Genomic DNA, 11,346 nt, shown 5'->3' with positions numbered 1-11,346 from the left:
AAGGTATGTTGTGGGTAACTATACCTAAGAAAGCTGAAAGTAAAGGAAAGCTTCGTGAACTTAATATTAATAAGGAATAATTAATAATGAAGCTTTCTCTCCTTCAGCATTATGCTGAAGGAGAGCGTTTTATGTCAATTTTCGGCAAAAAACCCGGATGGCTGGATGTGTTTGGTAGTGATGATTGATTGCCACTGTGGCGAAATCAATTATCTCAAAATGAGCTTCTTGTAATCTATCTTTTAATTCTTCTTCCTCATAATAAGACCAGAATTTCTTCACATCGCTGCCATAGCGCGCATCATTTTCCAGCATTTCACCGTGGCCTTTTTTAAGTGCCAAATAAAAATACCCTTGTTCTGCTAAAAGGGAATGAATTTTTTTAAGCACGGCAGGTAGTGACTTTTTAGGTAGATGCCCCAAAGAACAGGCTGCCCAAGCGCCGTCAAAAGAGGTTTCAGGAAAGCTCATGGTCTCCATGTCCATGACTTGGAATTGTGCTAAAGGAGCATATTGTTGCGCTATGTCGATAAGATTAGAGCTAAAATCAATTCCTAAAACCTCAGCACCCACAGCACTAAATAGTTTTGCATCTCTACCTGCACCGCAGCCAATATCAATAATTTTAGCGTTCGGAGGCAAGAAGTTGATAAATTTTTCGATCGAGCCAGTAGGGGCGAGTTCTGCTACATTACGAGCAAACGCCACCGCTGTAGTTTGATAGCTTTCTCGGGTGGTTTCTTTATTTAGGGTTTCTACTTGCAATTTTTTCTCCCTCAAGTTGACTCTGTAAATCTATCAAATTATTAGTGTAGCAACCAGAGCAATCGGGGAGAGTGGATGGAGTTTGTGTGTTAATCACAACAAGCTGATTCTTATCGAATATGGTTTGTTGTGATGATTTGAGTCTATGGGATAATGTTCGTTTAGCGACATAAAAATGCTTTTATGTCGAACTCACGTTAGTTATCTTCATCATCCCAGCTGAGAGTTCCACCAGCTTGATATTCAATCACGCGAGTTTCAAAGAAATTTTTCTCTTTTTTGAGATCCATCATTTCACTCATCCAGGGGAATGGGTTTTCGGCACCTGGGTATTGTTCTGGTAAACCAATTTGGCTAAGGCGACGGTTAGCGATGAAATGCAAATACTCTTCAAACATTTCTGCGTTCATGCCCAAAATACCATGTGGCATGGTATCTCTAGCGTATTGATATTCCAATGCTACACCTTCTTTAATCAATTGGATGATTTCCTCTTTAAAAGCAGGTGTCCACAAATGAGGATTTTCAATTTTTATTTGGTTAATGACATCGATACCAAAGTTCATGTGCATGGATTCGTCACGCAAAATATATTGAAATTGCTCAGATGTACCGACCATTTTGTTGCGTCTACCCATAGATAGGATTTGTGTAAAGCCCACATAGAAGAAGATACCCTCAAAAACGACATAGAAGGCAATGAGATCCCGTAATAATCGTTGATCATCTTCTGGAGTACCCGTATGGAAATTAGGATCACTCAGGCTTTGGGTAAAAGGCAGCGCCCACGCAGCTTTTGTAGCAACAGAAGGGATCTCGCGATACATATTAAATACAGCGGCCTCATCTAACCCCAAACTTTCGATAACATATTGATAGGCGTGTGTATGAAGTGCCTCTTCGAAGGCTTGACGTAACAAGTATTGACGACATTCTGGGTTGGTAATATGACGGTAAACGGCCAAGACCAGGTTATTGGCTACCAAAGAATCAGCTGTTGAGAAAAACCCCAGATTGCGTAAAATAATCAATCGTTCGTCTGCAGTTAAACCATTCGGATCTTTCCATAAAGCCACATCAGCGCTCATATTAATTTCATTGGGCATCCAGTGATTAGCGCAGGCTGTTAAGTATTTATCCCAAGCCCATGTATATTTAAAAGGGACTAACTGGTTTAAATCAGCTCGACAGTTGATAATTTGCTTGTCATCAACATGAATGCGGCCAGCCCCCATTTCCAAAGCTTCCAAGCCAGTAGCACCCATATGATTGGGTGCTTTCATCGATTCTAAAGTTGTTATTGACATCAAATTCTCCTCATTATTGGCAAGCTTCACAGTCAGGATCCAGAATAGAGCATACTTTAGGTTCTGGTTCTATCTTGACTGCATTGAGTGCCCCGTCAGTTACGGTGGATTTTTCTGCATTACTAGCACCCAGGCTGCGTAGATAGTAAGTTGTTTTCAAACCGCGTACCCAGGCAAGTTTATATAATTGATCAAGTTTTTTACCGGATGGCTGAGCCATGTAAATATTCAGCGATTGGGCTTGATCAATCCATTTCTGGCGGCGAGAAGCAGCCTCTACTAGCCACATCGGATCAATTTCAAACGCTGTTGCATAACGCGCTTTCAATTCAGTAGGAATACGGCTGATAGGTTGCACACTGCCATTGAAATATTTCAAGTCATTAACCATGACTTCATCCCATAGGCCAAGTGCTTTCAAATCAGCGACCAAATAAGGATTAATCACCGTAAATTCGCCAGACAAATTAGACTTCACGTAGAGATTTTGATAGGTTGGCTCAATGGATTGTGATACACCACAAATATTGGAAATGGTGGCTGTTGGTGCGATGGCCATCACATTCGAGTTACGCATGCCCTGAGTACGTACTTTGACACGTAAATCTTCCCAATCCAGGCGTTGTGAGCGATCTTGCTCAAGGTATTTATTGCGAGTTTGCTGTAACAAATTAATGGAGTCAATTGGTAGAATCCCTTTACTCCACAAAGAACCCTCATAACTTGAATAACTACCTCGTTCTTTCGCTAATTCACAGGAAGCTTCAATAGCGTAGTAACTGATTAACTCCATTGATTCATCAGCAAATTCAATGGCTTTTTTAGAGGTATAATCAATTTTGAGTGTATAAAGTGCATCCTGGAAGCCCATCAAACCCAGGCCAATTGGACGATGTTGCAGATTAGAGTTGCGTGCTTGTGGTACAGAGTAATAATTAATATCAATTACATTATCAAGCATGCGAATAGCAGTAGTGATAGTACGTTTTAATTTTTCGCGGTCAAGTTTGCCATTATGAATATGGGCAGGCAAGTTGACACTACCTAAGTTACAGACTGCAATTTCATCCTGTGAAGTATTGAGTGTAATTTCTGTACATAGATTGGAACTGTGGATCACTCCTGCGTGCTGCTGAGGTGAGCGCAGGTTGCATGGATCTTTAAAAGTTAACCATGGATGACCGGTTTCAAATAACATGGAAAGCATACGGCGCCATAATTTAAGAGCGGAAATCTTTTTAACATTTTTAATTTCACCACGCTGTGCTCTTTCTTCACATCGAGTGTACAGAGCTTCAAATTCGCTTCCGTAGGCATCATGTAATTCAGGAACTTCATCAGGAGAGAATAAGGTCCATTCACCTTCTTCATGCACACGTTTCATGAATAAGTCAGGGATCCATAGGGCGGTATTCATGTCATGCGTACGACGTCTGTCGTCACCGGTATTTTTACGTAACTCAAGAAACTCTTCTACATCGCGATGCCAGCATTCGAGGTACGCACAAACTGCCCCTTTACGCTTACCACCTTGGTTTACTGCAACGGCAGTTGCGTCAGCAACATTTAAGAAAGGTACAACCCCCTGTGATTTACCATTAGTGCCTTTGATGTGTGCTCCCATAGCACGAACAGGAGTCCAATCATTGCCAAGGCCGCCGGCAAATTTAGAGAGGAGGGCATTATCTTTGATTGCGCTGTAAATTCCATCCAAATGATCAGGGATGGTAGTCAAATAGCAGCTTGATAATTGAGGTCTGACTGTACCTGAGTTAAAGAGTGTCGGCGTCGAAGACATATAGTCGAAAGAGGATAGCAGTAGATAAAATTCGATTGCTTTATCATCTTTGTTTTGCTCACGAATTGCTAAACCCATGGCTACACGCATAAAGAAGGCCTGTGGTAATTCATAGCGGACACCATGCTCGTGAATGAAATAGCGATCATAAAGCGTCTGTAGGCTTAAATAAGTGAATTTCATGTCGCGCTGAGGTAACAATGCTTTGGCCAACTTATCTAAATTAAAATCAGCCAATTTGTGTTCGAGCATGCCTTGGGTAATCCCTTGGGTAATATAGGCTTTGAAATAAGCTGGGTAGAGGGCTGCCATTTCATCGAAGGTGGCTTCTGTCTGTATATTTAATTTATTTAATGCTTCGGCACGTAGACTGTCCAGGAGTAAACGAGCGCTGACATAGCTATAGTTGGGCTCTTTTTCTACGAGGGTACGAGCAGCCATAATTAAGGCTTTATGTACGTCTTCTAATTTGGCCTGGTTATAAAGATTACGCAAAGCGTCTTTAATAACAGGTTCTGCTTTAACATTATCCAATTCACGACAGGCTTCGGCAACAATAGTATTTACACGCGCCATATCCAATGGTTTCAATTCACCATCGGGCATCGTGATGAGTGGTACCTTGTTATCCTTGGCTTGTTGTTTTAGTACTACTTCTCGGGCTTTACGATGTTCTTCACGATAGAGTACATAAGCACGCGCAATTTTGTACTGACTGCTGCGCATTAAAGCCAACTCTACTTGATCCTGGATGTCTTCGATATGAATACTACCGCCACTTGGATGACGACGTTTAAAGGCTTGAGTAACCCGTTGAGTGATTTCATCAATTTGTTGATGAATTCTATTGGATGCTGCAGCATTGCCGCCTTCTACAGCAATAAACGCTTTAGTAATGGCAACTTTGATTTTGTTATCATCATAGCTAACAACTTTACCATTGCGCTTTATGGTTTTCAGCAAACCTGGGGCAATAGCGGTCAATTCCAGTTGACTTGTTTGCGGTACATCTTTTACCGACTCAAGAATCTCAGACATGTTTTCTCCACGGTGTTGTTTGGCCACCCAACTAATTTCAATCCTTAAGATTAGTTGGATCCATATTTAAAATATAGAATAAATCGTTGCTGAATACAATCTTAAATACACCATATCTGGTGGTATTTTGTTTTTATAAAAACAATATATTGTGTTTTTTGAAAAAATCAAGAGAACAAAATGGGAGTAAGCTGTGGATAAGATGTGAGAGTATTGTTAACAGCTTTTCAGGGTGAAAAGCAATTGCTTGAATTTTCTGTTAAAACCCTGTCAGGGGGTTCCAGAATAAAAATTGCTTATTCTTAAATTATGATAATTTAAACCATTAAGCAATGGTTAGTTATTGCAAAGTGAGAGTTAAGAGTGAGTTTGCTATATTTAGAAAGATACCGACAAAGAGGAGTAGTTTAGAATACTTAGAGGAGCAGGGAATCATTATGAAGATTAAAGACAACTCTAACCATTTTAATAATTTTGCGAAGAGGATCTCGGATGCTGTGGGGCGTTCTTGGTGCTTTGTAATCGCATTGAGTTTGATATTGGTTTGGCTTATTACAGGCCCTTTATTTAATTTTTCGGATACCTGGCAGCTTATAATTAATACTGGTACAACCATTATTACCTTTTTAATGGTGTTTTTAATTCAGAATACACAAAATCGTGATACAAAAATTCTTAACTTAAAAATTGATGAATTAATCAAATCTAAAAAGAATGCCCGCAAATCTATTTTAGATTTGGATAAATTATCTGATGAAGGTTTAAAAAATTAGAAGAAGAATATAAAAGAATATGTAGAAAAAATGCCAAATAAAGGTGCGGTCATTGTTAAAAAATAAGATTATGAGTTTAGTCGTGGTAATAATCTTGGTGCGGAAAATCACTTTAAATTATAACTTCCACGATCTATTTTATTGCTCAGGACGTTAGTATTGTCACTGTTAGAGTCGATAATAGTATTTGAGTTCGTACCAATGTCCGACGCAGCGCCTGTTTCAGACTCTTTACTAAAATATTATAAGTTATGGGTAAGCGTGTTTACTTAATCAGTTTCTTGCTGAGAGCAGCGAGAATTGTGAAGAGTTCTACACGAATTATGTATTTAAGCATATTTTTATAAAGCTTCCCTTGGTACTTCCCCAGCCAATCATAAAAGCAGGTATAAGACCAATGAGGACATCAGTAGAGTTGATAAAGCTCGTCAAACAACGGTAATGTTTTTGCACCTTCATTTGTTGTTGATGCAAATTTTTGTCTAGTTTTTCAATTTTGACAATCAGTTGTTTTCGGGAGTTTTTCATGGGCATTCTGCCTGGCAAAATAGGCTCTTGTTTTTTGAAACTCATCTTTTCTAAATTGGATCTTAAATAGTTTGCTAATAGAAAAGAAAAGCCTAGGTTAAATAGTAAGACAATAAAAATTCCTAGAAAGGTATTACCAAAGAGCTGAGTAAATAAATACCCAAGTAACAACATGGCGGATAGCCACAGCGTAGTGAGTGTAATTAATAAAAGACATACATTGAGCAACAGAGGATAAATACTCAACCCTGCTAATTTTGCCTCAAGTTTAATAATGCGAGTGACTAGTTTAATAATACGTATTTTCCCTGAAACAAGTCCCTCTACGTGCTCAATAATATTCATTTATTTTTAATAAAAGAGACAGTAAAAATCCTACTCCCCCTGCTATTAATAAAGAAGTTAGTGGGTTTTTTGTACTTTCTTCAAAAGTTCATCGGAATACTCTTTAAGTTCACCTTGTACACCTTCCAGTTTATTTAAGCCTTCTTCATAAGCTTCATTGGCCAGTTTTTTCCTTCATGTAATAAATGATTTGCGGCCTCACCAATATGTGCTTTACTGCGGCCATTATGAGCACTTGTTTTAAGAGAGGACTTTTTCTGTGCATGTGCAGTAGTTGCTCGTTTAGTTGATGTGTCCATTTTGTTCTACCTCCTTGGTTATTTATCATTAAGCATAGTTTAAAAATAGATGTTGTGTGAACTATAAGCTAATTTGCTTCCATTGATGTCTTTAAAAAGCGATGATTAACATATCTTTTGGCAGTTCATTCAATCGTCACCTATAGTTTAAATAGTCCACTTAAAACCGAGTTGGATATCAGATAAGGAATTTTATGATTAGCAAAGGAAAGACGAAATTATCTGAAAAGAATTCAGAACAATATATTCCCGGGCAATGGCTCAATAGTATGAAAATATTGGAGAATAATTATTGGTTTGATTTTCAGATGACCTTAATCAATAAGCAAATTCGCTTTTGGAATATGTTTACCAATAACATGCTTAATTATGTCAACTCGACTAATAAGCTTTTTAATAAATGGATGGAACTTCCCACCACCAATGTTATACAAGAAAATATGAATAATATAGCTAAGTCTATGAATTTACCGATGCACTCTCCGGCATTGCCAATTATGAGTAAGATGTTATTGGAATCCCCTACAGACATGGATCCTATGAAAACTATCTTGGATATAATGCAATCTCCTCTGGCGTCTACAACAAAACTAACGTCTACAACAAAACTAAAAAGGAAGAAAAAGAGCAACAAATAATTATTTATTGAATAGACTAAATAATTTCAGTAGGTTACCGCTGCTAATGTTGGTGAAGTAAGCAGTGCCGTCTTGCTTGATTATTAACATAGTGAAAGTACGTGTAGTATTCCGATAAAAATGAATGGCTATGTTTAAAATTGGTTTCATTACCATAAAATAAAAAACGATCAATAAACTGAGAAATGCAGGCCAGCCTAAAATAAACCACCTACGAAAATAGTAGAAATATTCAGCGGGCAGTGGAGTTTTGTTTTTTACTGCAGTGAGAACAATATCACGTAACTTAATTTGAAAATAGACAACAGGAAACCAGCAACAGGCTGCAAGAATATATCCAGCGATTGCTCCCCAAATCCATAGATATTGGAAGGAATATCCTGCTAAATAAACCATCCAGAGTCCCGTTAGTGCTTGTACAAAACCAGAGATCCCGGTGAATAGCCAATCTACTAACACGACATATTGATTACAAACTGCCATGGTTGAGATGTTTTTGTAGAGTGCCCATAAAGCAAAACACATGCTGTACCAAATCCAGTGCCAAATAACAGAGTAGAGCTTAAAATGTGAATGTACTTGAGCCATAAATAAAGCATTCATCTTCTCCAAGAATAGACTTCAATAAAATAGAAGAATACTACTAGAAGAGGAGAGATCAACTACGCCTGTTCAAATTCGTTAGCAACTAAATAGCACCTTAATTCCTTTTAATTTTTCGTGCCTGTTCTTCTTATTGATGAAACGAAGGTGAAATTTTAAAAACCATCATTCTCTTCATCGTAACTATCGACATTTTTTCTATTTTAGGATAGGTAGCAGCGAAAAAAGGGCTTTCTTTTCTGGATTGCGATTCAGGTGAGATGTATTTTTAGAATTACTTCGTTCACTGCCGACCAGCGTACTCTTGTTTTCCGTCCCTTTTTATAGTTTTCTTGCGACGGCATAAGATTGGGGCTTTTTGCTCGTCTTAGTCATAACTACCTCCATGTATTCCTAATTAATTATAGCCAAATAAGGATTTTTAATATGACTATTTTTTAATCATGAAATCTGTATTCAGAGAGGTATTTCGAGTGATAACAAGCCCTTTCCATAGTGGAGAGGGCTCGAAGTAAAATGATTAATCGTCTCGATAACAACTCATTCCCCAGCAAGCACCAAAACAGCAAGATACAGCGCTAACAAAAAATAGAATAAATACACAAAATACACTCCATGCTAAAGTTTCTGTTGGAGCGTTTACATTCATCGTTTTCGAACGGCTGTGCTGATGCTGAGGGCTAATACTAGTTGATATCACTTTGTTACTAACATTCACTGGTTTGTTGGTTGCTACTGCAACTGAGTGAGAGGTCATGCTTGTATAATTAGCGGCGTGATGGATGAGAGGAACGCTGATTAGGGCGGTCAACATTAACGCTAAAGTCCAGGTGCTAAATCCATATACGATACCGAGATTTCGTTTAGGACAATATAAGCGTCCAAGGTAACCTGCCGTATAACCTGCAGCCAGCATAGAGGAAATAATACCGATAAGAATCCCAAGTAATCCTCCAATTGCTACCACATTAGCTCCGGTATCGCTCATTGTAAAAGCACTCAAGCCAATCGCTAATCCGAAAAGATTTAAGAGAAAACCAAGTCCTACTGCTACTAAAGCCCCAATGATAATGGCAGACCATGAAATTCGTTTATATGTATGCAAGCAATGGGGGTGCTCTGCTACTGCTATCGATTCTTTAGCCATTATAACTCTCCTTGTCTAATGAGCTTTATCAAATGTGGGATATTAACCAAATTAATATTAATATGCTTATTGGAACACCTAAAAGCCACGCGATTAAATAGCCCATTTTTATCTCCTTATAAAATTACTATTTGTTCTAATAGGATAGCCTACTTCAAATCAAAAAATTCTCATTTACAGCAAAAACCAGAGACAGGGCAATGTATAAATGTTTTCATTAAAAGAATCATTAATGGAGTGATCTGCTTTTTATAACAAATTTGACAACCTGGTTTAGTGAGCTAATCTTTGATTGTGCAGTGCACACAAGGAGATTACTATGCATGAACAAATGGAACAGTGGAAACATAGTGTTCGTCACTTCCAACAGCCTTTACAAGAAATAATGGCGCTCAATCTGAAAACTCTGCAAAATATGTCTTATTTGAAGCCTGAAGATCTCACGAAGCTTCGAAAACCAGAGGATCTTCTGGAACGGAATATTCATGTGTTTATAGAGAATAGTCATAAAACTTTAAATTACATGGAAGAGGCTTTCCATATTTTTGAAAAACACATGCTCTCTGCGGCTAGTAATGCTAGGAAATTTGGTGAGCAAAGTCTGCGACAGGCTGGTATTAAACGTAATTGAGAGTAGACGTGTGGCAGCTGTCCTGGAAAGAAGGGTATTCTGTCTTTAAAGGAAGACGGAATACCTATTTTAGTTAACCAGGACTATAAAACTAGTTCTTTCTATTCAAGATTTGGTATATTAAAGCCTCCTAATTCAAGTTAATCGACTATGAATCGACTCTCAAAGCCTTACAGAAAGCTATGGCGTTCTCGTAGAGAAAGAAAAATTGCGGGGATATGCGGGGGATTAGGTATTTATTTTAATATGGATCCATTCTGGATTCGGTTTCTCTTCGTTATTTTTTCTTTTAGGTGGTTCAGCGCTGTTAGTCTATCTCATTATGTGGATTTTGATTCCCCTGGAACCGACTGATTGGCGATAAACTGATAAAGCCCCTTATTCTAATTGATCTAAGTGCAAGGACTGCTTTGTTTGCCAAAAATTATGCCAAGGATCTTTTTGTAGATGGCGAAGTCTTTCAGTGATTGTTCGTATCGTATAAAAAGTATCTAACCTATTATCAGTTAATTCATCCCAATGTAGGGGAGTTGCTACAGGAGCATGTATCCGCGCGCGAGTTGAGTAGGCAGCTATGGCTGTTGCACCTCTTTGATTACGCAAATAATCAATAAAAATTTTCCCTTTTCTTTTGGTTTTCGACATCTTGCTAGTATAGTTTTCTGGCTTAATTTTTCTAAAAATTGGACAAATACCTGAACGAAATTTTTAACCGTATCCCAATCATATTCTGGTTGAATGGGAACAACGACATGCAGACCCTTACCTCCTGTTGTTTTAACAAAGGATTTTAATTTAAACTCGTCTAAATGTTTTTTATTTCAAACGCTGCTTCAACAATTTGTTTCCATAAAATATCAGGAGCCGGATCTAAATCAAAGATTATAGTATCCGGGTACTCCAGGTTGTCAATACGGCTTCCCCATGGATGAATCTCCAGTACTCCCATTTGTACCAAGCTGAGTAAACCCTCTAAATCATCTAAGTAAATATAATTTTCACTTTTCCCCTGATTAATATCCGCTATTTCAACTGGATGCAGTGCTTGGAGGCTGGTTTCATTAAGTTTTTTGATAAAAACAATCTTCATACGTTGTTGGACAGCGTACTAAGGTCAAGGGGCGTTTTTCAATAAAAGGAAGAATGAAATCAGCAATATCCTGGTAATAGTTAAAAAGATTTTTTTACTTGATTTTATCTTCTTTGTAGAGAATTTTATTAGGATGCGTAAGTTTATATTAAGAGATTTTTATTCTTTTTATCTCATTTTTCTAATTTTATTAATTTTATCCACTGGCTTCTCCACTTCCCTTAGAATGCTCCTGGCTTTCTTATCAAAACGCAATCCTTTAAAACTTGGGTGGCGTAAACGCCCCTCTTTTGTCCATGCAGTAAACTCAACTTCGGCAATTAATTGGGGTTTTACCCAAGTGGCAGTAGTAATACCTGGTGGTTTAGAGTTAAAGGGGTTTTA

The 11,346-nt window shown here is 37.9% G+C and carries 12 protein-coding genes and 1 pseudogene; 4 read left to right on the top strand and 9 right to left on the bottom strand.

Going from position 1 to position 11,346, the window contains the following annotated elements:
- Window positions 1-129: 129 nt before the first annotated feature.
- From BN58_RS14540 to BN58_RS14530, 3 genes are all read right to left on the bottom strand, one after another.
- The gene (locus BN58_RS14540) at window positions 130-765 is read right to left on the bottom strand and encodes a class I SAM-dependent methyltransferase (protein ID WP_019217444.1); all 636 of its coding nucleotides are present in this window, start codon (window positions 763-765) and stop codon (window positions 130-132) included.
- 197 nt (window positions 766-962) lie between these two features.
- Window positions 963-2,072, bottom strand: coding sequence for a ribonucleotide-diphosphate reductase subunit beta (locus BN58_RS14535; RefSeq protein ID WP_026069509.1), 1,110 nt, complete (start codon window positions 2,070-2,072; stop codon window positions 963-965).
- A 13-nt stretch (window positions 2,073-2,085) separates the two neighbouring features.
- Window positions 2,086-4,908, bottom strand: a complete 2,823-nt coding sequence (locus tag BN58_RS14530; RefSeq protein WP_019217442.1) for a ribonucleoside-diphosphate reductase subunit alpha — start codon at window positions 4,906-4,908, stop codon at window positions 2,086-2,088.
- Between the two features lie 437 nt (window positions 4,909-5,345).
- Between BN58_RS14530 and BN58_RS25835 the strand changes: the two genes are divergently transcribed.
- Window positions 5,346-5,681, top strand: coding sequence for a low affinity iron permease family protein (locus BN58_RS25835; RefSeq protein ID WP_019217441.1), 336 nt, complete (start codon window positions 5,346-5,348; stop codon window positions 5,679-5,681).
- 321 nt (window positions 5,682-6,002) lie between these two features.
- On the opposite strand, the gene BN58_RS25830 is transcribed toward BN58_RS25835, so the two are convergent.
- Together BN58_RS25830 and BN58_RS34680 are read right to left on the bottom strand one after the other, a co-directional pair.
- A complete protein-coding gene (locus BN58_RS25830; RefSeq protein WP_019217440.1) occupies window positions 6,003-6,554 on the bottom strand; it encodes a hypothetical protein in 552 nt (183 codons plus the stop codon).
- A gap of 134 nt (window positions 6,555-6,688) precedes the next feature.
- Window positions 6,689-6,853: a hypothetical protein gene (locus BN58_RS34680; RefSeq protein WP_019217439.1), complete on the bottom strand. Its 165-nt coding sequence runs from the start codon at window positions 6,851-6,853 to the stop codon at window positions 6,689-6,691.
- Between the two features lie 194 nt (window positions 6,854-7,047).
- Here BN58_RS34680 and BN58_RS14510 point away from each other — a divergent pair, with 194 nt between their 5' ends.
- Window positions 7,048-7,491: a hypothetical protein gene (locus tag BN58_RS14510; protein WP_019217438.1), complete on the top strand. Its 444-nt coding sequence runs from the start codon at window positions 7,048-7,050 to the stop codon at window positions 7,489-7,491.
- On the opposite strand, the gene BN58_RS25825 is transcribed toward BN58_RS14510, so the two are convergent.
- Both BN58_RS25825 and BN58_RS14500 read right to left on the bottom strand, forming a co-directional pair.
- Window positions 7,492-8,094 carry a DUF2269 family protein gene (locus BN58_RS25825; RefSeq protein WP_456297459.1) on the bottom strand — a complete coding sequence of 201 codons (603 nt, stop codon included), beginning with the start codon at window positions 8,092-8,094 and terminating at the stop codon, window positions 7,492-7,494.
- A 520-nt stretch (window positions 8,095-8,614) separates the two neighbouring features.
- Window positions 8,615-9,241 (bottom strand): hypothetical protein, encoded by a 627-nt coding sequence (locus tag BN58_RS14500; protein ID WP_019217437.1) that lies wholly within the window; start codon window positions 9,239-9,241, stop codon window positions 8,615-8,617.
- A gap of 319 nt (window positions 9,242-9,560) precedes the next feature.
- On the opposite strand from BN58_RS14500, the gene BN58_RS14495 reads away from it, so the two are divergent.
- Window positions 9,561-9,872: a hypothetical protein gene (locus BN58_RS14495; RefSeq protein WP_019217436.1), complete on the top strand. Its 312-nt coding sequence runs from the start codon at window positions 9,561-9,563 to the stop codon at window positions 9,870-9,872.
- Window positions 9,873-10,022: 150 nt separating this feature from the next.
- Window positions 10,023-10,226 carry a PspC domain-containing protein gene (locus tag BN58_RS30000; protein ID WP_232220661.1) on the top strand — a complete coding sequence of 68 codons (204 nt, stop codon included), beginning with the start codon at window positions 10,023-10,025 and terminating at the stop codon, window positions 10,224-10,226.
- Window positions 10,227-10,250: 24 nt separating this feature from the next.
- Here the strand turns inward: BN58_RS30000 and ligD are convergent.
- Together ligD and BN58_RS34665 are read right to left on the bottom strand one after the other, a co-directional pair.
- Window positions 10,251-11,005: pseudogene (gene ligD, locus BN58_RS37135) on the bottom strand (non-homologous end-joining DNA ligase).
- Window positions 11,006-11,130: 125 nt separating this feature from the next.
- Window positions 11,131-11,283 (bottom strand): ATP dependent DNA ligase, encoded by a 153-nt coding sequence (locus tag BN58_RS34665; protein WP_232220662.1) that lies wholly within the window; start codon window positions 11,281-11,283, stop codon window positions 11,131-11,133.
- Window positions 11,284-11,346 lie beyond the last annotated feature (63 nt).

It is taken from the genome of Legionella tunisiensis (genome assembly GCF_000308315.1).
In the GTDB taxonomy this organism is placed as follows: Bacteria; Pseudomonadota; Gammaproteobacteria; order Legionellales; family Legionellaceae; genus Tatlockia; species Tatlockia tunisiensis.
This window is presented reverse-complemented; position numbering and strand designations above follow the sequence as displayed.

Excerpts from the sequence above, each read along its gene's own strand:
- BN58_RS14535 (WP_026069509.1), bottom strand. The coding sequence starts at position 2,072 with ATGTCAATAACAACTTTAGAATCGATGAAAGCACCCAATCATATGGGT.
- BN58_RS14530 (WP_019217442.1), bottom strand. The coding sequence starts at position 4,908 with ATGTCTGAGATTCTTGAGTCGGTAAAAGATGTACCGCAAACAAGTCAA.
- BN58_RS25835 (WP_019217441.1), top strand. The coding sequence starts at position 5,346 with ATGAAGATTAAAGACAACTCTAACCATTTTAATAATTTTGCGAAGAGG.
- BN58_RS25830 (WP_019217440.1), bottom strand. The coding sequence starts at position 6,554 with ATGAATATTATTGAGCACGTAGAGGGACTTGTTTCAGGGAAAATACGT.
- BN58_RS34680 (WP_019217439.1), bottom strand. The coding sequence starts at position 6,853 with ATGGACACATCAACTAAACGAGCAACTACTGCACATGCACAGAAAAAG.
- BN58_RS14510 (WP_019217438.1), top strand. The coding sequence starts at position 7,048 with ATGATTAGCAAAGGAAAGACGAAATTATCTGAAAAGAATTCAGAACAA.
- BN58_RS25825 (WP_456297459.1), bottom strand. The coding sequence starts at position 8,094 with ATGAATGCTTTATTTATGGCTCAAGTACATTCACATTTTAAGCTCTAC.
- BN58_RS14500 (WP_019217437.1), bottom strand. The coding sequence starts at position 9,241 with ATGGCTAAAGAATCGATAGCAGTAGCAGAGCACCCCCATTGCTTGCAT.
- BN58_RS14495 (WP_019217436.1), top strand. The coding sequence starts at position 9,561 with ATGCATGAACAAATGGAACAGTGGAAACATAGTGTTCGTCACTTCCAA.
- BN58_RS30000 (WP_232220661.1), top strand. The coding sequence starts at position 10,023 with ATGAATCGACTCTCAAAGCCTTACAGAAAGCTATGGCGTTCTCGTAGA.